This is a genomic window from Saccharospirillum impatiens DSM 12546, assembly GCF_000423605.1.
Taxonomy (GTDB): domain Bacteria; phylum Pseudomonadota; class Gammaproteobacteria; order Pseudomonadales; family Natronospirillaceae; genus Saccharospirillum; species Saccharospirillum impatiens.
In genome coordinates, this window is the sequence record NZ_AUIH01000012.1 from 1 (window position 1) to 24373 (window position 24373).

Annotated in this window: 14 protein-coding genes; 4 read left to right on the plus strand and 10 right to left on the minus strand. The window is 57.0% G+C overall.

Annotation, left to right across the window (positions count from 1 at the left end; translation table 11 throughout):
* Positions 1 to 435 precede the first annotated feature (435 nt).
* The 7 genes from G565_RS27205 to G565_RS0110080 all read right to left on the minus strand — a co-directional run bounded on the left by G565_RS27205 (position 436) and on the right by G565_RS0110080 (position 5642).
* On the minus strand, positions 436 to 681 hold the full coding sequence (locus G565_RS27205; protein WP_425413973.1) for a GNAT family N-acetyltransferase: 246 nt from the start codon (positions 679 to 681) through the stop codon (positions 436 to 438).
* 241 nt (positions 682 to 922) lie between these two features.
* The gene (locus G565_RS0110065) at positions 923 to 1390 is read right to left on the minus strand and encodes an ion channel (protein ID WP_028670811.1); all 468 of its coding nucleotides are present in this window, start codon (positions 1388 to 1390) and stop codon (positions 923 to 925) included.
* A gap of 130 nt (positions 1391 to 1520) precedes the next feature.
* Positions 1521 to 1892, minus strand: a complete 372-nt coding sequence (locus G565_RS27865) for a GFA family protein (RefSeq protein ID WP_483826394.1) — start codon at positions 1890 to 1892, stop codon at positions 1521 to 1523.
* Between the two features lie 41 nt (positions 1893 to 1933).
* Positions 1934 to 2353, minus strand: a complete 420-nt coding sequence (locus G565_RS26365) for a GFA family protein (RefSeq protein ID WP_084649320.1) — start codon at positions 2351 to 2353, stop codon at positions 1934 to 1936.
* 70 nt (positions 2354 to 2423) lie between these two features.
* The gene (locus G565_RS0110070; RefSeq protein WP_028670812.1) at positions 2424 to 3110 is read right to left on the minus strand and encodes an alpha/beta hydrolase family protein; all 687 of its coding nucleotides are present in this window, start codon (positions 3108 to 3110) and stop codon (positions 2424 to 2426) included.
* Positions 3091 to 4155 (minus strand): mechanosensitive ion channel family protein, encoded by a 1065-nt coding sequence (locus G565_RS0110075; protein WP_028670813.1) that lies wholly within the window; start codon positions 4153 to 4155, stop codon positions 3091 to 3093. Before G565_RS0110075 ends, G565_RS0110070 begins: the two co-directional genes overlap by 20 nt.
* A gap of 521 nt (positions 4156 to 4676) precedes the next feature.
* A complete protein-coding gene (locus G565_RS0110080) occupies positions 4677 to 5642 on the minus strand; it encodes an ArsR/SmtB family transcription factor (RefSeq protein ID WP_051207741.1) in 966 nt (321 codons plus the stop codon).
* Positions 5643 to 5810: 168 nt separating this feature from the next.
* Between G565_RS0110080 and G565_RS0110085 the strand changes: the two genes are divergently transcribed.
* From G565_RS0110085 to G565_RS23720, 4 genes are all read left to right on the plus strand, one after another.
* The gene (locus G565_RS0110085) at positions 5811 to 6893 is read left to right on the plus strand and encodes a carbohydrate ABC transporter permease (RefSeq protein ID WP_028670815.1); all 1083 of its coding nucleotides are present in this window, start codon (positions 5811 to 5813) and stop codon (positions 6891 to 6893) included.
* A 1-nt stretch (position 6894) separates the two neighbouring features.
* Entirely contained in the window at positions 6895 to 7731 is an 837-nt protein-coding gene (locus G565_RS0110090) for a carbohydrate ABC transporter permease (protein ID WP_028670816.1), read from the plus strand.
* A 106-nt stretch (positions 7732 to 7837) separates the two neighbouring features.
* A complete protein-coding gene (locus tag G565_RS0110095; RefSeq protein ID WP_037338711.1) occupies positions 7838 to 9127 on the plus strand; it encodes an extracellular solute-binding protein in 1290 nt (429 codons plus the stop codon).
* A 51-nt stretch (positions 9128 to 9178) separates the two neighbouring features.
* Positions 9179 to 10189: a glycoside hydrolase 5 family protein gene (locus tag G565_RS23720; RefSeq protein ID WP_037338682.1), complete on the plus strand. Its 1011-nt coding sequence runs from the start codon at positions 9179 to 9181 to the stop codon at positions 10187 to 10189.
* 88 nt (positions 10190 to 10277) lie between these two features.
* Here the strand turns inward: G565_RS23720 and G565_RS0110105 are convergent, their stop codons facing one another.
* From G565_RS0110105 to G565_RS0110115, 3 genes are read right to left on the minus strand one after another with little or no spacing between them, the layout of a single operon-like run.
* On the minus strand, positions 10278 to 14420 hold the full coding sequence (locus G565_RS0110105) for a Calx-beta domain-containing protein (RefSeq protein WP_028670818.1): 4143 nt from the start codon (positions 14418 to 14420) through the stop codon (positions 10278 to 10280).
* The gene (locus tag G565_RS0110110) at positions 14417 to 17713 is read right to left on the minus strand and encodes a hypothetical protein (RefSeq protein WP_028670819.1); all 3297 of its coding nucleotides are present in this window, start codon (positions 17711 to 17713) and stop codon (positions 14417 to 14419) included. Before G565_RS0110110 ends, G565_RS0110105 begins: the two co-directional genes overlap by 4 nt.
* A gap of 23 nt (positions 17714 to 17736) precedes the next feature.
* Positions 17737 to 24324 carry a Calx-beta domain-containing protein gene (locus G565_RS0110115; RefSeq protein WP_028670820.1) on the minus strand — a complete coding sequence of 2196 codons (6588 nt, stop codon included), beginning with the start codon at positions 24322 to 24324 and terminating at the stop codon, positions 17737 to 17739.
* Between the last annotated feature and the right edge of the window lie 49 nt (positions 24325 to 24373).

Genomic DNA, 24373 nt, shown 5'->3' on the forward strand with positions numbered 1-24373 from the left:
TGCCGCACGTATCATTAAAACAGCCCGTTCAATTCACTTATCATTCGGGAAAGGCTGCCGGTCACTGGATGCTTTTAAGCATGTGTATGAAAAATTAGCTTATGAGTAGCTAAATAAAATGGTATTGAATGATTAACTTCTTCTCAGGCTAGGTTCTGCAGAATAGACTCGCTTGAAAAGAAGAAATTGTAGATAAAATGGCAATACGAAAATATTAACGCGCTATTTATGCTGAGCAGATATCAGAAAGGCAAGAATAATGGAGACTAACATCGTATTATTGGCATGACTAACAGTGTCTACAGAGAAGAAATGAGTTAATGCAATAAAATCACGGATTCAGGATAATAACTGTCTAAAAATCCATCGCGCTGCGATCGGCCAGCCCGCAATAACCTACTCCCTCGTCCTTTCATAGCTGACGCCTCCTTAATATCAATCAACCGGGTTCGCCGTTGAATGACGAACCATTTCACTGGCCATAACAGCCCGGCCATTATAATCCGCTTCAAACTCCCGCGTAACCTCAAACCCATGATTCTGATACAGCCCGACCGCAGGCTGATTACTTCTGGCAACATAGAGAGTCGGGTTTCGCCCGGCCAGCAAAATCGCGTGTTGCAATAACCGTTTTCCAACGCCGTTTCCCCGATGTTTCGGGTGCACAAAGAGTGCGCGAATCTCATTGTTACATACAGGCTGTACCCCTTGATTCGGCCCTCATCATATACAAAGATTCTGGAGGCCATCAGTGCCTCTCTCCTGGGTTCATCCCGCGTCAGGGGCAGCAGGTCAAACACGCCCTTCTCGTAGCGAAGTTCATCGAGTTTGGACAGAGAATAGATATGTTCAATATCGCTGAAATCACCGGGCACAAACGGTCTTATACTCACACTTGCGTCACTCTGCTATTGGTCCTCACTCACTCGGCTGAACCCCCAGGCAGTGTTCTGGCCATAACCAGATACCCAAATGAAGCCGACCAGGTGATCACCATGAAACCAACCAATGCTTCGGTGCCGGCGAGAAACCGAATATCTCCCCTGGCCGCCAGATCACCCCATCCGGAGGTGGTGAAGTTACCCGCGGAGAAATAAACACAATCGAGAAACGACACCTCATCATACCCGGTGATGGCGCCATACCCACCGTGGCTCAGCAACAGATAAAAAGCAGCTCCGAACAGCCATATCTCTACCACGTGTGCGAGCAACAAAGTGAACATAACCGTTAAAATGAAAGGTCTGTCCCGGACATACCCTTCAGAGCGACCCACCCGACGCACCACCAAACGGTTCAATACCTGTACAACCTCATAGTGGAAAACAACGACGAACCCCACAACAAGGATCGTGATCACCGTGACCCCTACTTCAGATGGGATCAACATGTCGACACCTCCAAAACCTGTTATCCATGCCCACCTGTCTTTATTCCTGTTTACTTTTACCTGTGTGTTAGTTAATACATGCTGTGTCGGCTTATGCCCTATCAGGCATCCAGTCTACAGCCGGGACAGGTTAACGATCCAGAAACGTCCAGGTACCCGCACCGTCAAAAACACGTATTTCAATACCCTCATACGCAGCTGGTGGCGCCATGCGGAAATTAACCGATAGCCGTTCGCTATCTGTTTTTTCAATCCCTTCATAATGAGTGACGCAACCACACGTATTACAGTGATAGAACTCGATGACTCTATCGCCCCAACGGTAACTGACTTCGGCACCCTGAGAACAAGTGACTGACACATCCTGTCTGGTCAGGTGTCCCCAAAGTGAACCATACCGCTGGCAGATCGAACATGTGCATTGAATCAGCCTGTCCGGCAACCGAGCTATAGCGATGTGAACAGCACCACAATGACAGTGCAAATTCAATACAGCGTCCATCTATAGTCTCCGGACTCAATTAGCCGCCTTTAACCAACCAGTTACACTTTCGCTTTGTTACGGCCAGGCTCATGCCCATCGTACATTGACAGCGATTCATCGAAACGGTCCCAGTTCGCGCGTGACGATACAAAGATATGCGATGACGGCCTCTCGACTATGTCGGTATCCAAAATACCGAGCCTCAGTCGAAGCTGTTCGGGTGCCAGATCATTGCTGCTGTAAACCGGTGACGCACAAACGGTGCAAAAATGCCGGCGCTTACCAGGTGACGTTTCAAAATGAGCGATCTGTTCCTCGCCTGATGTTATTTCCAGATCGGCTGTCTGAATAAACCCGTTGGTTGCATACGCAGTACCGCTGCTCTTTCTGCACTTCGAACAATGGCAGTGAATAATCGAGTCAATTGGACCCTTTACATTTATCGACACTTTGCCACAGAGACATTGGCCCTTATACATACCTTCTCCCGTGCAACTGGATTATCTTGAACGCTAGCGCCGTCCCTACCACTAACATACAAGCTTTCTATCAGGTGAGGAAGGTTTGGATGCCTCTCGCCAAATCATCCAGAAATGACTGCCTGTCGAGCAATGGTTCAGCGGAGCCCGGTGGCGGAGTACTCATAAACGAAAAGTGACCGGCTCCTTCCGTAACCCGCACCTCAAGTGGCGTGTCAACGTTCATGGCGTGTCTCAGCAGATTGACCTGGTCTGGCGGAGTCAGGGCATCCTTAGTCCCGGACCAGGCCAGAACGGGTGTCCGCACCGACCTCAGTGCTTGCGGAGCCATAAAGAACCCAGTAGGGGGCGCCAGAAGTACAAGCCGTGCGAGTCGGGAATCCGGAATAATAGCTACGCGCTTGTCAGGGCCGAGCCACATATGCCCACCTGCGAGCCCCAACAAAACAGACGCTCCGATTGAGTGTCCGACACCCGCCACCGGTAAACCAAACGGAGCGAACTCATCCAGTGCAAGGCTTAGCCGCCGAGCGCGAACCTTCAAATCGCTTGCCGAAGGGTGCGCTGAGGTCAACCGTTCAAAATGAGGTGCAACCACGGTGTGCCCGGCGCTGGCCAGAAAAGACAGCAAACCCTCGTGACGAGCTGGGCTTCCACCTGATCCTACCGCAAACAACATGATGCCGTACTCGGCATCAGACGGGTAAAGGGTAACGTCAAATGACCCGGCGTTATCTTTAAGAGTCAGCGTTTTCATTGTTCAACAATTCCCCCCGATACCTGGGCAGATATTCAGGGTACTGTTTCTGAACGAAACTGATCATACTTTCTCGCATGAAACACCGGAGATCCCACAGTGCGTTAGAACTTTTGGCACTCATCAAAAACCGGATCTGAATGCCTTTTTCACCGGCTTCCACTACCTGAACCGTTCCGGTTACACCATTCCAGAGCGGGGTCTCTTGCAACAGGCGGGTAAACTCCTCACGCAGTGACTCCACAGGCATGCCATAGTCGACCCAGATCATGGCGCTACCGATCAGTTCTGTGCTGTGTCTTGACCAGTTCTGGAAGGGGTTTTCGATAAACCACTGCAACGGAACCACCAGCCGGCGAAGGTCCCATACTCTCAGTACCACATAGGTTGCCGTTACTTCTTCAACCCAGCACCACTGGTCTTCCACAAACAGAACGTCATCAATCCGGAAAGGCTGAGTCAGCGCAATCTGCATGCCCGCCAAAAGATTGCTCAGTACCGGGCGTGCCGCGAAACCAAGAATTACACCACCCACCCCGGCCGAGGCAAGCAGACTGGTACCAATCTGGTTAACCGACTCAAAGGTCATCAGCGCGACACCGGCGCCGATCAGCACAATTACGACGTTCAGGCACCTGACCAGAAAGCGAGTCTGCGTTTCAACCTTGCGAGCTCGCTTCCACTCATCTTCAAAGGCCGGGTTCAGCTTGACGATCACCTCGCCGATCGCCGAGGTAAACCCCACCGCAGCCCAGGTGATCGACATGACCATCAGCAGTACCGTAATACGCTGAACAGGGAACAGGAGCGGCAAGTCCTGAGGCACCGTATGCAAAACGCTATTTAACGCAACCAGGCATAAGACCACACTCAGCGCCCGGGCCGAGGCATCGAAGAAGATACGTGTTACGGAGTTGGGCCTGGTGTACCGGACAACCAGGAAAACAACCAGCTTATAAAGTCCAAACCCGAACACGATGGCCAACAGTGACAGCCCTGCAGGTCCTGCCCAGGCAACCAGGCCATCTAAGATCATCTGCTGCATGCTCACCCACCGCCGTTATGCCTCTCTTACACTCTTAAACTAACAGGATATGAGCACATCGCAAATGGGTTAGCGAGTTGATTGCCTTCCAATACGACCCGGAAAAACCCCAAACGGATTGCACTCACAACCAGGGAGGGCTAAAAGACACGGCCGGTCACCGGAACGTCGATGCAGTCAATGAATGACACTCCTTTTTCAGGCTATGGACAAAGTGACAGAAAATGAGAGATCCATAACGAAACCCTTTTTTGTTCAAAACGAAGCATTATCTGTTCTGTCTATCCAACCGGAAGTAAGCAGCAACACTCAAGCCTGTGCTGCCCGACACTTCATGGGAGATACCCAGTTGGATCGTAGCCCATGGTGATCTGCACCGGTCAGAAAAGGTACAAGCATTTCTAGCCATTCTAAAACACAAGGAGTATCGCGAATCGATCCCGGGTTACCTGCACATGTCGACTGACGTAAACCATCGGCAGGCATAGTGCCGGTTTATTGTGATGTGTACTCGGCGGGCTTTAAATGTACTCTACCCGCAACACAATATCCTGCTCGTAATTCCCGAACTTCTGCCCGAACAGATTTATCCCGCCGACATGCCGTGCATCCTCTTTGACCCCGATGCGGATGCTGATAAAGCGGTTGTCCATCAGTTTCAAATCATCGCAGGTCACGTCCGACAATCGAATACCGTCGATAAAACTCCCTCGCTCGGTTACGCGCCAGCCTTTGAGCAAGCCGTGCTGAGTGTTGCGGTCTTCCCACCAGCTGGGGTTCAACAGGCCGCGCTGGTCACCAAAGTCCGCCGGTGAGGTCCAACTACCCAGTTCCACACCGTTGATCCAGAGAGTGATGTCTGACGGCCAGTCAGGATGGTACATAGGTGCTTCGGAACAGATTTCCATGGTCAGCCAGAGGTTTCTGGGCGCCACCGATTGCGGCAGTCGATTGGGTATTCGGTACTCCAGGTATCCCGATTTAAACCAGACCAACTGGGCACTGGGGTGATCAGGCTCGTAAAAAGAGCTTGGGTCATCGGTCAGCCCGATCAAACCATGCTCACTAGTCAGCCCGCAGGTCGGGGTTACGCTGGCGTCTGAATAGGCGCCCACCGGCCAGCTGAATTCCCAGATCGGGTGTTCGTGGCTGGGCACGGAATGCGTCGGCATATCGATGACAATCCGGTCATACACCCGCTGGCAGATCCGCTGTATGCCGCGCTCGCCGGGCTTGTCTTCAATGTGCACCAGCCCGCAGTTCTCCAGCTTTTTTACATGCTGCGACACGGTCGACAGTGGCAACCCCAGAGACCGTGACAGGTCGCCCACGCTGTGCAGGCCTTCAGCAAGCTCACTCAGGATGCGTACCCGTGTCTCGCTGGCCAGTGCCTTGATCGTTATAAGGTCACGCCGATCGTCGGACTTGAGTACCAGTGTCGGCGAGACATGAGTGGGATCCGACTCTCGCCTGGCTTTTGTTTCCATTTATTCAATACCTTTATTCAGGGTGCCTGCCGGTTTCCGGGAAGTTAAATTCTATATAAATTCATATAAAACAATAGGTTAGAAATCTATAAAGGTTTCCATCGGCATATTGCCTGATCCCTTATTGAAGCGCATTATTTTAAAAAAACAACAACAAAGGCAAGCGCGATGCGTCTGAGTTCGTTTTTACAGAGTGATAATTTTTCCGGCTGGGCATTCATCCTGCCGTATCTGATTGCGTTCGTACCGCTTCTTCTGTGGCCCTTTTTCCAGGGTTTCTGGATGAGCATGCATGAGTGGAACTTGCTGGCGGTAACGTTTAACCCTGCCGCCAAGGAGTTCATAGGTGCGGGTAATTACATCCGGTTGATGGGTGCCGATAACCTGGGCTGGTCACTGCAACCCCTGTGGCCATTTCGGTTGGTCGTCACTGCGCTGATCATAGCGCTGTATGTCAGGACGCTTCGCAGCCAGGCGACCGCCGGGATAAGCCATCACTTTATCGCTGCCATTGCCTTGTTCACGACGGTTGTGCTGCTTGGCCTGACCGGCGACTGGTACGACACCCGCTTCTGGATCGTGGTGCGCAACACCCTGGTGTTCGTCGCCTGGGTCGTTCCAGTGACGACGGCCGTTGCCCTGCTGCTGGCGATCGCGTTGAACCGTGAAGGTCGCTGGGCAGCCACCTTGCGCAGTGTGTTTTTCTTCTCGCAGATTCTCTCGGTAACCGTGGTCACTCTGATCTGGCAACTTGTGTATGGCGCTCGCAACGGCTTCATCGCTAACCTGCTCGCCCCGTTCGGAATCGAGTCCCCCAACTGGCTGACCGATGACCAACTCGCCATGGGCGCTATCGTCGCTGCAACGGTCTGGTGGTCAGTAGGCTTTGCGCTGATTCTGTTTCTGGCGGGCTTGCAACAAATTCCCGGTGAACGACTGGAGGCCGCCACGCTCGACGGTGCCGAAGGCTGGCGCAAGATCGTCCAGATCATTGTGCCGTCGATCATTCGCACCGTGCAGTTTGTGATGATCATGCAAATCGTTTTGCACTTCCAGGTATTCGGGCAGTCGCAACTGATGACCCAGGGTGGCCCTGGTGATGCGACCAACGTCTGGGTCCGGTATATCTACCAGACCGCCTTTCGGGATTCGGAAGTGGGCTATGCGTCCGCGATGGCGACCGTTCTGTTCGCCTTCATGATGTTATTTTCGCTGATCCAGTTCTGGGTCACCAAACGGCAGGAGTCCTAACATGAATCAGCACGCCTTGCCTCGCTGGGTGGTCATCGTTGTTACTCTGGCTGCTGTAGTCTGGCTGATCCCGGTAGTGTGGATGGTGTCGTTGTCGTTGCAGCCCAACGACCTGCTCAGTCGCACCACCGCGAATACGTTTCTCGGGCTGGTTCCCGTGCCGTTCACGCTCGATAATTTTCAAGCCATTCTGTCCATCGGTGATACACCGCGCTGGTTTCTGAACTCCATGCTCGTTGCCGGCGGTTCCACCTTTCTGGTGCTGGTGACATCGACCATGGCCGGTTACGCCTTTGCCCGCATTCGCTTCACCGGACGCAGCATTGTGTATCCACTAGTGCTCGCCGGCTTGATGGTGCCGGAGCAAGTGGTGTTTATCCCGCTCTATGTCATGTTCGCCGACTGGAACGCGCACAACAGTTTACCGACCCTGGCACTGCCCCGCGTTGCACTGCCCATCGGCGTGTTTCTGATGACACAGTTCTTCAAGGACATTCCCGATTCACTGGAAGAAGCAGCCCGGCTCGAAGGCTGCGGTCACGGGCGCATATTCTGGTCGATCATGCTGCCGCTGGCTAAACCGATGATGATGACCCTGGCGATCATCACCTTCCTCTATTCCTGGAACGATTACCTGTGGCCATTGGTGTCTGCTCAGCGTACCGACTTTTTCACCATTACTGTCGGTCTGGCGAAAATACAGGGTAATTTCGCGCAGTCACAGGGGCTTGGCCAACTGATGGCTTCGGGGGTACTGGCGTCGTTGCCAGTCATCATTCTGTTCCTGATTTTTCAGAAATACATTTTGCGCGGCATCGCGTTGTCTACCGACAAATAGCCACTTCTTTGGCGCACAACAAAACCGGAATGCCCATTCGGCTTTCCACAACCAGCAAGACCCGCAGCACATGAAAAAGCAAAAACAACAACAGCAGGAGAAAACCATGAAACTGACCAAAACACTAACCGCCAGTGCACTGGCCTTGTGTGTCACGGCCACCGGAGCGCAGGCCGACACCGAACTGGAGCTGGCCCGGTTCTTTGGCGACTGTGACAATGCAGGCACCGATGTCAGCACCGCCGTGGGCGAGGCCTGCATCATCCAGACGATCATCAACGCCTACTCGGCAGAAGACAACGGCGTAACGATTGAAACGCTGCCGACCGACTGGGGCAATTACTACGATCAGTTGAAGGCCATGTATGCGGGTAACAGCGCACCGGATGTACACGTCATGCACAAATCCTCTGTGGCCGAATTCGCTTCACTCGGCGCGCTGCTGCCATTGCCGGAAGCCGACCTGCGAGCCGCCGGCATCAACCCCGACGACTGGGTCGACCGTGCGCGCGATGCAGTCACCTACGACGGCCAACTGTATGCAGTGCCCATGGATATGCACGCCAACCTCTGGCACATCAATCTGGATATTCTTGATCAGGCGGGCCTGGTCAATGACGCCGGCGAACCGATTCTGCCGACCTCCGCTGATGAATTGATGGCTCATGCCAAACAGGTCAAAGACGCGACCGGCAAAGACTACCTGACCGCCGATTTTGCCCAGTTCCCCATTGGCGTTCGGATGGTGCTGGCGATGTTGTGGCAGCAAAACAGCAATGTCTTTGACGGCGATACCGCTACCGTCAATACGCCCGAAGCAAAGCAAGCAGTGGAGACCATTGTTGGCCTGTTCGATGCCGGCTATGCCGACCCCAACCTGAACTACAGTGACAGCCAGCAAGCTTTTCTTGCCGGTGAAGCCGCAATCCAGATCAATGGCACCTGGATGGTCGATTTTTACGACAGTGAAACGGCCAATGCCGACTCAGCCCTGCAATCCTATTACGTTGCCGACTACCCGCAATTGTTTGACCAGCCAGCAACCTGGGCCGATAGCCACATTTGGGCTCTTCCAGTCACGTTGAAAAACGACCCCGAAAAATACGAAGCCGCGCTCGATTTTCTAGCCTGGTTGAATGACCACAATGTCGACTGGGCACGCACCGGCCACCTGGCCATTCGCCAATCGGTACTCGACTCGGCTGAGTACCAGAACCTGGCGCATCGCGATGAATACAACAACACCGTCAACATCGCGCGAGACAACCCACCGGCGGTTCGCTACAGCGCCATTCAGGACGTGCTGAATCGAGAACTGCAATCCGTCTGGCTGCAAGGCAAAGACATCGAAAAAGCCCTTTCCGACGCTGAGCGCGAAATCAACCGCTTGCTGTAAACCCAACACGCGGGGCCCGGCAGGCCCCGCCCCTTCAACAGGAACCGAATCATGTCAAACCGATGGAGCCCTCAAGCCGCCTGGCAATGGACTGAACGCCATGGCTGGCCCGTTGGCTGCAACTTCACACCCAGTACCGCTTGCAATCAGCTCGAGTTCTGGCAAGCCGACAGTTTTGATGTCCCGACTCTGGAGCGGGAACTGGAACTGGCCAGCAGCCTTGGTTTTAACCTGCTACGCGTTTACTTGCACGACCTGGCCTGGAAAACCGACGCGTCAGGTTTGCTCAGTCGCATGAATCAGTTTCTGACCATGGCTGACGTTCGTGGCATCAACATTCTGTTCGTATTTTTCGACGACTGCTGGAACAACTACGCCTTTGCGGGCGCACAACCGGAGCCCAGACCCGGCATTCACAACTCCCAGTGGTTGCAATCGCCCGGCGCCCGGCATGTCATCAACCCCGACGTCTGGCCAAGATTGAAAGACTATGTACAAGGCGTCATGCAGCACTTTAAGGACGACACCCGGATATTCGGCTGGGACTTGTACAACGAGCCCGGCAATGAAGGTTTGCTCGGCAACTCGCTGGGACTGTTGGAAGCGGCCTATCAATGGGCAAGAGCGGTAAACCCGATGCAACCGCTCACCACCGCCCCGTTTCGCTGGACTGACGGATTCAAGACGATCAATGACTGTCATCTGGCCAATGCAGACATCATCAGTTTTCACAACTACGAAACTTTGGATGTCACACGAGCCATTGTCGATCAATTAAAAAATCTGGATCGCCCGCTGCTGTGTACCGAATACATGGCTCGTCCTGCCGATTGCCGGTTCGACACACACTTGCCCTACTTTAAAGAACACAACATCGGCGCGTTGAACTGGGGCTTTGTCGCCGGCAAGACCCAAACTCAGTTTCCCTGGGAAGCACAGCCGGGGCAGCAGGAGCCGCCGCTCTGGTTCCACGAGATATTTCGTCAGGACGGCTCGCCGTATCGGCAAGAGGAAGTCGACCTGATACGCAACCTGACCGGCGCAGACAGCACCGCCGGTTAACCTTTTTCAGTGCAACCTCGTAGCACGCTTTTGGCGACCCTTGTGGTCGCCTTTTTTTGTCAGACTGGCAGACCCAAACAACCGCGCCTCAGGGCGCGGTGATCGTAATCAACCCGGTCAGCTCGACGCTGTTCCCCTGGGTGTCGCTGACGTCCACCTCGAATCCAGTTTTCCCGGCGCCTGCTACCAGGCCATCATACTGCCAGATTTCGTCGCCGCGCGAGCCTGCAGTGCGGGTGCCAAGGATCTCCTGACCAAGGGTCAGAGGCATCACGCAGCTAACATCCTCAACCACCGGTGTGATGGTGGATTCGTCGCGCTCAAGACGCGTCAGGTCGCAGACGTCCAGACTGCCGGAGGCCGGTGCGGTCAGCCAGTGCAGTCGTTCATGGGCGGTCTGCAACTCCATCGGAATATCACTGCGCCCCGGCACGCTGTCAACTAAGGTCAGCTCACCGGTGTCCGGATCGAGGGTTTCCAATACCTGCAGATCCTTGGGAGCGGGGTGTAGCCAGTAAACCCTGTCGTTAAACCGGACCAGGTCACCAACCTGACTGGCGCCCACTTGCACTGAAACCAGACCGACCGACGTCGCCCGGTCACCGGCCTGGCCACTCCAGCGCCAAAGCCGGGCCTCGGTCCCGTCGCTCAGCATCAGCAGACGACTGCCGTCTTCCAGTGCCAGCACAGCGGGTTCGAAATCGGCACTGGTCGCTATGTTGATCAGCGGGTCACGGCTATCGTCAGGCTGAATCAGTTGGACCTGATAGTCGATTCCACCGCTGCCGTCAGGCATACCGGACAAGGAGACCAGCAACTGGTTACCCACGGCATCCAGGCTGCGAATACGGGCGTTCGCATCAAATGACGCTGTGACGTTCAGGTTGCCAGCGCCATCGGTGCAATACAGCTGATGCGTCTGAGCAACGCAGAATCGGTCGTCCGCAACGGCCCCCAGCACTGCGTCGGTATCGGCACAGGCAACGCCTGCCGGGCTCGCTATCAGGGTGTCACGATCGAGGTGCATCCACTCGCCCGAATCATTGGCATCGCAGGTATAGAGATCGCCGTTGATGCCATCAACGACTGACCTCGGGAAGGGCAAATTATAGGCTGTTTGCTGCAACCCCTGTTCCGGGTGCCACTGGTAAAGCTGGCCATCATTCTGGTCGTGGAAATAGGCCAGATTCTGGCCAGGTTCACTCAGGATGCCGGTAACCGCGTCGGCTTCAATGTCGACCAGCCATTCGGTCTTCCGCGATTCGGCCCGATAGGCCACGACCGGCATTCCGGTTGTTGCCCTGTCGAAGTAAAGTGCCAGGTTCTCGCTCACCCGGGACAGGAATCCGGCGCCCGGATCCGCGAGTGAACGCTCACCCAGGGGCGCGTAATACACGAACCCGGCGTCTACCGGCATCAGCTGTCCCAGCGGCCGGCTGGCGATACCGTCGACGCTCAGATCCTGGCCGTCCGGCTCGCGCACGTTTTGCAGCAGGGTTTCATGCGTGATGCTCAGCGGCTGACCCTGAACGGCGTTGAATTGGGGCTCTCCGGTCACTTCGGGCGGGTCCTCGACCGGCAGAATCGTTACGGCAACGGTCCCGGTAGCGGTCAGGCCTGCTTCATTGGCGACCTCCACCTCAAAATTAACGGTGCGTTCAGCCGTCACTTCCGGCGCGTCGAAGTTGGCCACAGCCTGGTCGGTGTCAACAAGTCCAATGCCATCCGAAGAGCCGCCGGTCTGCGACCACAGAAAGTCGAGCAAAAACCCGGCCGGATCAGTACTCGGCGATGCGTCAAGCCATACTGGCTCACGTTCCGGAATGCTCAGCACAGCGTTTGCCACACGCGCCTGCGGTGATTGCGCCACGGTGTTTTGCACCGTCACGTCGACTTCTCCGTCCCCGGTCAAGGCGGCGTTTTCCACCCTGGAAACAACCAGTTGAAATGACTCATCTGCCTCGTCTTCGGCATCCGCCAGCAGGGGCAACGCTATGGTGGCTGTTCTTGATCCGGCGGGTATCACCACGCTGTTCTCGATTGCCTCGAAATCCAGACCGGCCTCGGCTCCGCCTTCGAGCGTTTCATAGAAAACGCGTACAGGTCGATCCACCGGGCGATTCAGCGTCAGTGTCAGCAAGGCCATACCGGCATCCACACCCGGTTCGTTCACAGTGATGCTCGCCGCGACTGTGATCTCGGGCAGATCGGAGTCACCGTCGCAGCCATTGAGCGGGTCAACCGGACAGGGGTCGGCCGCGTCGGCGATAGTGTCGCCATCGGTATCGGCAACCCACGGCAGGCTGACGCGATGCAAGGGGGCGTCAAGCTCACTCAGGTTGGTCAGGTTGTCGCCGTCGCTGTCGTCGCCGGGCTGATGCAACGTGGTATCACCAAGCTGGCTGCTGGCACCGGGCAGGAGCAACAGTCTGGCCCGGTAGAGGCCGTCACCGGCGTCGGGGGCAAGATAAGGCTCGACAATGGCGCGGTCGCTGCGCTGACCTGCTTCCGGTGCGGCCAACCGGGCAGACATGTCTGCCGACAAGCTCTGTAACAGGTCGCCCTCCAACTGGTTGGCGGCTATCCGTTGATGCAGTGCCTGCCACTGATACTCCCCGGGAGTTTGGGCCCGCCAGTAACGCCCGATCGCCTCCAGCACAGAACGGGATACCGGATAGGCGTCGTTGGCGAACAGTTGTGGAGTGGACTGATTGCGCAACCGGGCTTCCTGGCTGAGTGCCGCTTCGAGAATGGCCAGAGTAACCGTCGATTGTGCCGTCAACTCGGGCGTCAGTGGCTGTAGGAGCTGTTCTTTCAGGTAATCGGTAAATGCGGTTTTCCATTCCCCGACGGTGTTCCAGGTGCCCACACCCTCGTCCTCAAGGAAAGTCACCGGACTGACGTCTTCAATCCCGGGTAACCAGCCCTTGTAGATTTGGGTGTAGGCGTCTTTGTTCTCATCGCCTTCGAAGCGCTGCCCGGCGCTGAGGATGGCGGGATTACCCGCTGGCAGCCGCATCAGCGGTACCTGATCGGCATTCAGCCGGTTGGTCGCCAGACTGGCAATACGACGATCAGTCAGGTCTTCGGGCAGGATTTCGGCGTCTTTGAGATCATCCTCGATGATCAGATCGTCGCGATCGTAGAGCACGGCACCGTGCAACCGGGTGGCCCGTACCGAGGCCCAGTTCACCGGGTCGGCCAGCGGCTCCGGCGTCAGGGTGCCGTCTATCTCGTGTTCCACTTCATACAAGCGCGTCGCCGCCGGGAAGTCCAGGAACCGCTGTCGACGTTGCTGGTAGCTGGCACTTTCAAGCGTCTCGTTGCCTTCCAGCAAAGCGGTAAGCGCCAGATCATCAGGGTTGGTGCCGCGCAGGTCTTCGTCAAAATCCGACCAGCCATCGTTATCGCTGTCGACTGGCTTACCGTCCGCGTTCAGCGTATAGGAACCCCCTTCGCGCAACCAGACGTCAAAATCCGACCAGCCGTCGTCGTTGCTGTCGTGCTGCCAGTCATTGCCACCGAGTGGGTCCAGTCCGATCGCCGCTTCGATCAAATCCGGCAGGCCGTCGCCGTCTGTATCCCTCCGGAAGCCATTCTCGTGGTCGGTTGTCAGGTTCAAACTGCGGGATGCCGAGGTCATGAAGGTGCCGTCACTGGCGTTCAGTCGGGCACTGATACTGTAAGAGCCATCACGCACCAGGTGGAACTTATACTGCCAGTAACCGTTCTGGATCTCGGCGTCAGCGGCTTCCAGGTCGTCTGCAGACAGCGACCGGGTTTGCTCCGGTGCGCTGTCGACCTGCCAGGTAAGGTCGACTGGCCCCTGTTCTATTTCGCCTGTGGCGACGAAGATTTCCACCGCGATGGTCGAGGTGTACTCACCGTCGGCAGGCTCCAGCTTCAACATCGGCTGCCCTTCGGGAGTGTCGACGTTGTAGTCGGCTGCACCCAGACCCGCCAGGCTGAGCCAGGGCATGCCGGGGCTCAACGGCAATGAACTGCCCGGCACTTCATTGACCAGGGCTTGCTGGCCAGAGTCCAGTGAATAAACATCCTCACTGAATTGGCTGAGCCAGCTCCCGGCCGTGTAGCCGGTCAACTGCCGCGCCTGGTCGTCGACCAGCCAGAGATTGGCGTTGCTGCCATCGAACAGGGCGCTGGCGTTCACGTTCACGGCCCAAAGTGTCGTCAGGGCCAACAGCATTCGGTTGCACTGCGTCATACTCATTGCTCGGCCTCCTGCTGTTGTTGAAGCGCAGACAGGTAATCCACCGGGTCAGCGACCAGCCAGTTGGTTTGCCGCCAACGACTCAGGCGATGATCTTCTGTGAAATACAGGAACTGGTAGCGATACTCATGACCACCGATGTAGGGGTATCGATCGATAAAAGCGGCTCCCCAAAGATCAAACTGTCCCAATTGATCATAGAGCTTGATGTAGGGATCATTCAGTTGAGTGCTTACTTGCAGCTTGTCGTCGATGGGGATCGAATCCCAGTGCACGAAGTCGATCAGGGGTGAGACCTGAATCCAGTCTTCCAGGGTCCCGTCCGGCGCACGACCCTGACGATAGACTACGAAATTCAGATGTGGATCGATCGCGGCTTTTACCCGGCCCTTGCCAGTCGGGGAACATTGAAATTCAGGAAACTGTTTGTAGGTCTCCTCGATTGGATTGTAGTCCTGGATAAAACAGCTGGTTTCCAGGTCTTCGACCTCCGTCAGATCGACCATGATATTGAAGATTTCCGGCCCGGTCCGGTCGGTCAACATGAACTCGATGCCCAGGCGGGCGTTGAGGTCGGAGCCCTGCGGTACGGCAGTCTGTTTGGGCCAGGGCAGATACTCCGGTGGTGCTGCCGGTGAGCCGGACCGGGTCACACACCGCGGCGCACTCCACGAGGAAGCCTGACTGTCGCTGTCAACGGTAGCGGGTGAAACCGCCTTCAGCCGAATACACCACTCATCTTCGGCACCCGACAGGGGCGATATGCTTTCCAGGTGCTGCTGTACTTCTCCCGAGCCCAACCCCGCTGCGGGTACGCTGGTCAGAGTGACATTGCGCTCTCCATCGGCATCGGTATGCCGAAATTCGATCAGTGTGGCGGCGACGGGTTCAACCGGCAGACGCCAGCGCACATCGGCCGTCGTATCTGTCGTATCGACCGATACGGTTTGCGGCGTGCCGGGCGCTTTCTGGCCCTCGGGCCGGATCAGGGTGCAGGGGACTTCTGTGGGCAAAGAGACGTTGTTGTTCCCGTCGTGCGTTACCGCGTAGCCGCAGAACAGACCCTTATCGGCCGTGTACTCGATCTGACCGGGAACATCGGTACCGCAACTGGTCACTACCCGGGTCTGACTGCCATCGACATCGCGGAACAGCGATACACAGCTGTCTGCATCGGGAGCGACTAGTGTCAGTTCCAAATTCCCGGCGATCACGGAACCCAGACCCTCCAGTTCCGTCCGGGCTTCGCAGTAATCAGGCTTCAGCCGAACCTGGCCGCTTTGGCAGATATCAACGCCCACCGGCAACTCGGCCTGGCACGAAAAACCACCGATCCGGGCTGACCTCTCCGAGGTAAAGCCGAGTGCCTGGTTAGCGGCACCGTCACAATAGAGCGACACCTTTGAGTCTCCACACAATTGGCCACCCGACTGCAGCGCATCGGGCTCCTGTGAACTGAAGACCTGGCCATCACAACTGAGCGCGGTCGTACCCGGTTGTTTCAGGTCGTCTATGTAGTCCCAGGGATCGGTCGTCACAGTCGACTCAATGGTACAGCCACACAAATAGTCGTTACTGCGCTCGGCGGTCAGCAGCGGTTTATCCGGCAGCTCCCGCTCCGGAAACAGGGCGCGTTGCGGCGAGGTCAGCAGGCTCAGACGCTTGTCGGCCGTTTGTGCCGCCAGGCGGTACCAGAACACCCGGCCGGTTTCCCGGTTGGTTTCGCTGGCCGGAACCGTATCGCGAAAGCGCACCCGCTCGCGTCCGGAATTGGGCAGGGTTTCGATGCTGGGGTTGGTGTCGGTGGTCTCAACCAGGGCCGATTCGGCACTGGCCGGTTGAACGTCCGGATCGCACTGCCGGCCCGGGTAATCCGGGTCACGTTCATCGGCGTCGGCCACGCCGTCGCCATCGCTGTCACGGAACTGACTGGCGGCTTCGAACGACCCGAACCGGTATATTTTGTAGTCGGTGACGTCCAGTCTCAGGCTGCGCTGGGTATCCTCCTGACAGCTTTCGTTCTTGCCGACGTAGTTCAATACGCCGGTTTGGGCGGCCTCGGCGCGATTACAGATCCGGTAGTTGTCCTCGTAGAGGTCGAGATAGTTACGCAGCGTGACCCGGTCGAAGCTGAGGGCTATGTTTTTGTCCGGATCTTCCGGTGAGTTGTCGGCGAACACCCGAACATCCCAGGGCCGGGCGGGGCGGGTCAGGTTGGGCACGGTCACCATAGTGCCTATGGTCGGACCGTAGTGCCCGGTGAAGTCGCGCGGCACCAGATAATAGGCGCGGTGATCCCCCGGCTCCAGCCCGGCGTTGCGCAAATCCTCATGCGTCTCCAGCCATTCCGGAACCTGCTCATTGTCATCCGGTGACAGCGTCAGCAGGACATCGTTGACCTTTTCCAATCCATCGATTTGCACCTGGCCGCGACTGTCATGATCGGCCGCTTTTGCCAGCTCGGCGATATTCCGGGTGGGTGCCTCGTCGACGCTGGGGTCGAGGTTGTCGGTGGTTCGGTACAGGTCGTAACCACTGACGAACAACTGGGAAGCCAGCCGGTCGGTTACCAGGTCGGCCCCAGGAGCACTCCAGTCGAGTGTGACGGTGTAGTGATCCTTGGCGTATTCCGGTGCGTCGCAGCGCGCCTGGGATATCTGTTCAAAACGATCCGGCGCCTGCACCTGTCGGGGGCTGGTGGTATCGACCACGGCTCGTCCCAGGCGCGCCGTGACCCCTTCCGGGTCAACCGCCAGCAGTTCGTAGGTAAACTCGCCACGGCCGGGCTGGTCGAAATAACCGCGATAGCGCGCCCGGGCAATATTAAAGTCACTGCGCGAGGCGAGGAAGGCCCAGTTGGTATCGGCCCCGGTGTCGCTGACCAGTCGATCATGCACCAGGCCGGCGAAAATAGTGGCGCTGAAGCTCTGGCCGGCGCTGGCCCGGGCTTCCTGTAACTGGGTCACCGTTTCCAGCAATCGACGCTGCTGGGTAGCCCCCTGGTACAGAGTCGCAATATCGTTTTCCGGCATCACCTCGTCTGCGCCCACTTCCAGCAACACCTCACCGTCACGCTGCAGTCGCAATTGCTCGACGTCCGCGGGGAGTTTGCCTTCAAGTGCATCCCAGCGAAGGTAAACACCTTGCTGGTTTTGCCCGGGCGCGGACAGCGAACCGACCGGGGCGGTTTGCGCCAGGAAATAGAACTGTCCGGATTCAGCCCAGACGGCCAATGGCGCCAGTAGCAACAACCCGATGATGCGACCAAGCCAAAACTGCGGTTTCCGTTTCATTCTGAATGCTCCTTTATTCTGGCTTAGTGAATCGCACTGACGTCGAGATCAAAGACCGACCAGCCGTCCTGATAGCCCGCCTGGAAGCGGGCGTCGCCGGTAGCGCACCAGCTGTCATTCCGACTGCGGCTGACCGAGGTCCAGCTTGCCGGCTCGCAGGAGCCCACCCCTGCCACGCCGAAGCCTTCGCCGACGAAGGACATGTCGCCGTCGGTATTGACCTGGCCGATGGCCCTGACCTGGCCACGCAACGCGCCAACACAGGCAACCTTGCCATAGGCGCCGCCGCCAACCAGGCCACCCAGAGTGGTCGGATCACCGACCAGAACCCAGGCGCCGAAATCGGCACCGACGCCTACAGTCAGCGGGCAACCGGTGGTGATCACCGGGAAACTGGCGGAGCCACGGGCGTAGCCACCGGCAAAGCCACTGTCGGGCAAGTCAATAAACTGTGCCACCTTGGGGTCGAGTTCGAGCAGAATGTCCTGGTTGCAGGTGCGTCCGACCAGAAAGGCGACTTCGGCCTGAACCTCACTGAACAGCGCACCGGCGCGGGCTCCGAGGTAGGTTTCCTTATCGCCGATGCCGGCCGCGAGGGCCGGATCGTAGATCACGAATTCACTGAAGCCGATATCCCCAAGCGTATCAATGCCGCCAAACACGCCTTTTGGCGCCAGGGCATAGTCGGTGCCGCTGGCCAGCGTAAAGCCAAGGTAGACTTTCTCGATGGTCAGTTCTGAGGCGGCGATGTTCGCCGGAACGCTGTAACCGGAAATTGTCACGTCCAACCGGCTTTGGCCTTCCGGGATGCTGCAGCCGGCGACCTTGTTGTCGGCGTCCCAGCTGACGGCGTCGAGTGCGGCACTGAAGGTGTTCGGGTCTTCGCCTTCTTCAGCCGCAGCCATGGCCCATTCGGCACCGATGTGGGCGCGCTCCAGCTCATCGCCGGCAATCACCGCGTAGCCGTCGAGCTCACCGCCCTTGAGTGGCAGGTCACGCACGACCGACTTGGCAGCGGCCAGCGCCTCGTTAGCCTCGGTTTCCACGATCTTGATGGCTTCGCGAACCGCCTGGTTTGCCTGGTCGGTCACCTGCAAGGCAATGTCGTTTACCTGTTTGTTGATTTCACGCAGATGTTGATTCAACGCAGTCCGAACGTCAGCCACAGGCGGAGTATCCATCAGTTTCGTCACCAGCATTTGGCGCAATTGTTCCGGACTGTAGTACGCGCCCGGCAAATGCACTTGTGCCGAGCTGATCAATTGATTGCGCATACTTTGATACTGGGCATCCAGTTCGTTCTCAGCCGTTTCAAACACCAGCCCCAGTAAATCCGTTTCACCATTCGCCGCCACGAAGGCATCGATCTGTCCATTCGTCAGCTCGGCGATTTCCTGGTCCATTTGATCCATCACCGTCATCTCGGGATCTGCCCCAACGAAGCCATTGCGCAACTGATTGTCGATGGAGCCAATCGCTTCCTCGACCTGCTTGATCGGGGTTAACACCTTGGCGACCAGTTTGTCTTGCATTTGCTCGATGGTGCCCAAATGGCTCTTGATGGTTGCAAGTTGCGTTTCAAGATTGGCCGTCTGCGTCCGGATTCCGGTCAGTACCTGTTTGACGCTGGCAACCAGATCCTGCATCTGGTCGCCACACACCTGGTTCTGAATAGCGGTGCGTGCCTGCTGCAAGTAGCTGTCCAGTTCTTCTGCCTGGCGGCGTACCGACTGCTGGGCATCCCGAAGCCTTTGCTGCACCGCAGGATCACTGGCGACCAGAATCAACAGGGGTTCCAGCACTTCATTGCCTTCCACTACCGAAAGCAGGGATTGCACCGCATTCAGATTGGTGACCATCTCACCGAGATAGCCGTAATTATCCGGATCCCCGTAGGTGCTTTCGGTGCACTGTTGCGACGTAACGTCCAACGTTTCTGTCAGCTTCTGATCAAGCGATCTGGTAGCGGTATCGAGCCGGCTAATGGGCGTTGCCAGATCATCAATCAAATCGTGCAGGGCATCCACGGGTTCAGACAGGGAGCGATTCACCGTTTCAATCTGCTCACGCATTGATGCCAGTGTTTCCATCGCATCGGTCGTGGATGACAAGTTGACCTGGGTATCAATACTGGCGTTCACCAGATCGGTTTCCAGTGTTAGCCATTGATCTCTCAACTCAGTTTCCAGACTGTTCAGGGAGTTATCGATCGGCGCTTTAACCTGGTCATCCAACACGACGGCGAGTTGGTGCGGAAAGTTTTTTACCTGCGCCAGGCCTTCGCTGATGGCAACGATGGGGCTTTGACCGTTCGGCATCAGGCCGGAAGTCGCAGATTCCGCCTGCTCAACAGCCAACAACAAGCCTTCACGCATGGCGGAGTCCAGCCCCTTGTTAGCGTAACGATTGAGCACCGAGACCGGTTCCATAACCTGCTCCAATGCCGGTTTCAAAACCGGCCCGCTGATCAGGCCGAGGGACTCCAGCCACTGATCCACCTGCGCCAGGTTGTCCGGATTGTTCAGGTCGATCTGGACATTCAGTTCCTGCAGCCGCTCGAAATCCGCACTGGCGCCAAAGCTCATTTTAGTGCGATCGGGTTCGATGTAATTGATGCCGGCTCCGGCTTCCATGACGAACAGGTCTGTGCTCAGACGGCGACCCATAAACTTGGGTACGCCTGCCGTGTTCAACTGGTGCGGATAGTAGTAGACCGGGAGCTTGAATTCGAAGCCGGTATTACCCCAGGGGTAGCGAGCGAACAGGTTAAGGTTTTCGTTTTCAGAATTGAGGATATCCTGAGAGAACAGGGGTCCATTGCGCTTGGCGGCAAAGGTATCGGTCCAGGCATTCTCGGGGAGCACTACACTGGGTTCAGCCATCGGTAGAAACACGTTTGGATCAGCGTCACGGGTCTGGTCGCTAAGCCAATTAGCGATGCGGACGTCACCCTCGATCGATTCCCAGAAGGGTACGGCGATCAGTCCCGGTGTGATATCGAAACTGCCATATCGCGTGCCCGTATCGTTGGTCAGATCAACCACATCGAAGCGCCCGGCAGAAGGTACCAGTGGAAAGCCTTCCGACTCGTCTTCGACGGCATCCATGCGGTAGTCATCGAGCAGTGCGAGCAACTGGTCGCCCATTTCGCCGTCAGGCGTCCAGGCAGAATCCAGGCCTATCGGCTTGTTCAACGCTTCGAAATTAACCTGTTGTTGCAGGCGCAACTGCTGAGTGCCGATACTGCAGGCGTTGTCGCCGCCGGCATCGTCGAAACTCATGCCAAATACGTCGGTATCAGCCCGCCAGCTGGCCAGTTGTTGCCCGCAGTTTTCGTCAACATACCCATTGCCGTTGTTATCCGCCTGGTCACAGCTTTCATATACCACCTCGGCTTGACCGAAGCGTCCGGCGCAATCGAGCGTCAGGTTCTCGAAATGAACATCAAGGCCGGCATCGCCAGCGATGGAGGTGTGACCGTCGAGCCAGTTTTCTTCGTCCACCTCGTTGTCGACAACCCGAATCGCAAAGCGGTCGAGCGCCAGGTCGTAGCCATAAAACGGCAGCGGGTCTTCCAGGGCACTGCTGTCGATATTGAAGACACCGGTGATGCCACCATTGCGAATGGTGTATTTGGTTCCCCGTGACGCCGGCAGGCTTAACTGGTCATTGCCGTTGTCGATGTCCAGCGGCTTGGTATCCAACCACTGGCCACCGCCCAGGCTTGGCTGGCCATTGGCGTCGCGGTAAATTTGCGGCCCCAGGCTCAAACCTGTCGGAAACTGATTGCCATTACGCTCCGCAGCAGAACCCAGCGGGTGTATACCGTTTCGCGTCTGGCCAGTTGCCGGTTCAATGTGGGCCACCAAAAAATCACTGGCCCGATCCCGATTCGCCGGGAATCGGTAGCCAGCCAGGGCCAGCATAACCGGGCTGTTCGCCGCCAGGTCATTGGGGCGCGCAAAGCTGTTGCGGTCTTCACCTTCAGCACCTTCACGAGCGCCCCAGGCGGGATCCAATATGTACGTGGTATCGGAAATTTCAAACGGCTGATATTGGGTTTCACCCTGCATGAAACCGCGATCGTCCAGTTTCACCGCCCCATTCACATGGTAGGCTCGTTGCCGCTCTATCTTGCAATCGGCTTCTCGACAGCCACCGGCCTGTACCAGGTAAAAGTCCAGATTTACGGGTTCAGGCGCGGTGAACTGGCCGTTCACATACTGAATGTCAATCGACTCCCAAAGCATTTCACCTCTGGGGAAAACGGTCCCCACAGGCCCGTCACTTCCTCCGGAATGTTCAGCCAGAGTCAAATCGACCGTGAGACCTGCGTCGCCCCAGGTCAATGTACCGGTGCCCGGCCCGGGCTGTTTGTAGAGTATGTCGTTGCTGACGACAGTACCGCCCGCGCGCGGGTCCTGAGCGGAGTATCCCGGGTCCATCAGGTAACGCACCTGGTCGTAGCCGATGTCGAGACCGGTTGGCGTTATTTGCCCGTGGCTGACACGAAACCTGACCGGCATCCCTTGCTGATGCAGCCACATGGACTGTTGCACAGGGTCGGTGGTGGAATCCGCGGAGCCGAAGATCTGAAGCTCGGATGCACCAAACGGCAACAGCTCTGACTCTGCAGTGCCTATCAGTGCAACCAGTCCGTCAGGCAGCGGCAACACCGCTCCCTGTAAATCCAGAGTGCCGTCACTGAGGTGCGCGGTGACTGTGTCACCATCCGTCACAGACAGGTCCACACAGACAGAACCAGTCACTGTACTGTCTGTATTTAATTCAAAATCACCGTCCAGACCGTAGTGTCCCTCGGGACAGCCCTGGCTTGAGCCATCCACCAGAACCATGTCTTCAGCCGGTATAAGGGTCTGATCGCCCGCAATGATCCGATCGGGCATCGCCACCATATCCGGCAAGGCCTGGCGGCTCAGTTGTTCGTCAGCGCCGACCAGCCGGGCTTCAAACGCCAATGAATGCCCGGCATTGCGGCTTTCTACCAGAAACAAGCGGGTAGCGTTGGCGCTCAGCGAAACCAGCAATTCGCTCAATACCACCGCCTCGCTCTGACGCTGCAGCGATTGGCCCGGGTATATATAGCGCCCCAGCATGACTTCTTCGACGACGACATCTTCGCCATCCTGTGCCAACAGAGCGAACTCGACCAACCAATCATTGCCCTGGTCGGGGCAGGCTTCATCCGCTCCACACTGAACCGCCAGGTCGACTTGCACCGAGGCGGCATCGTCTTCAGCAGCGGAGACGGTGGTCAACACCGAGGCGTCCAGTTCGCAGGTGGTGAGATCAAGATCGGTAGGTGTACCGATCTGGCGAATGCAGGCCGAGACCAGCGCCACCTCGGTGGGTGTCTGGTTGGCGAGGTCGTCCGGAGCACCATTCAGCAAAGTGACGCTAACGTCAGGCCGGGCCAGTTGATAGTTGTCACTCACCGCTTCGAAGATTAGCTGGAATGCTTCGGTGGTTTCGTTGCGGTTATCGACGACGACCGGAATAGCTAAAGTGCGTTGAGTCTCGCCAGCGGGGAAAACGAGATCCTGCTGCGTCGGCCGAAAGTCCTGCTCCGCCCGAGCGGTGCCTTCCGCCGTGGACACCCTGACGGTCGCGTCCTGGTCCAGCGCTCTGCTCAGACTGAGCGTGACCCTGGCTTCCCCCTGTGCTTCGAACAACGCCGTGGACGCGACAGACAGCATCGGATCGGGCTGGCTCACCCAGTCGCACGGCTGGCCGATTTCGCAAAACCAGATGGGCGTGTCGGGCAGGCTGATCTCGGGCAAAGACCATTCGGGTACATGGTTACGGATGCGACGGTAAAGATCAGCGGCGTCCAGACCGGCAAAGAGGTCCAGATCCTGCTTAAGTTCCAGCGGATCAGTCGCCGAGCGAAAGCGCTCGACCAGATTGATCAGTTCAGGACCGAACAACCGGTCTCCGGAGAGCCTGTCACCGAGGGCTCCGGACATCAACAACAGCGAGAGCGACGCATCACCCAACTGAGCGTCTGAGCCGACAGCCGAAAGCTCCACCTGGGTCGGGTCCGTGTTATCCGGAAGACCCAGTGCTTTGGAAACGAACTGGTTATTTTGCGTTATGCGATCCTGCCAGCCGGTTTCAGGGTCCTTCGGAGCCTGCAGGAAACGATCAGCCGAGAAATGGGAGGCCACATTTAGGTGGGTGGTACGATCCTGCTCTTCCAACGGCGCCAGTGCCTGCAAGGGCTGGCTGACCTGAATCGGGTCACCGGTCGCCTCGTTCGTGAACTCGCCACGGGCCTCGACCACGTAAAGGTCGCCTTCAGGAACATCGACCTGGTAAGAGGAGCCGTCGACCACAGCATCGATTGACTCACCCGTGTCACCGGTGACCGGATCCAGAGAGCGAACCTGAACAGTCAGTTGGGTAAAAGGGCCTTTCTGGACCTGCCCGCTAACCCGATAGGTTACCGGCTCGTCGGTGCCACCGCCGGGCGCCGGGTCATCTGTTCCGGAGTCCGCGCCGCCACCGGAGCCACCGCCGCCACAGGCGGTAAGCAGACTGACCAGTAACGCCGGAATTAGGACGTGAAGCGAAGTAAACTGTCTTGGCATTGTCTTCTTCCCTGGCAAGCAAACCCTGCACTGTCTTTTTATTCAACCG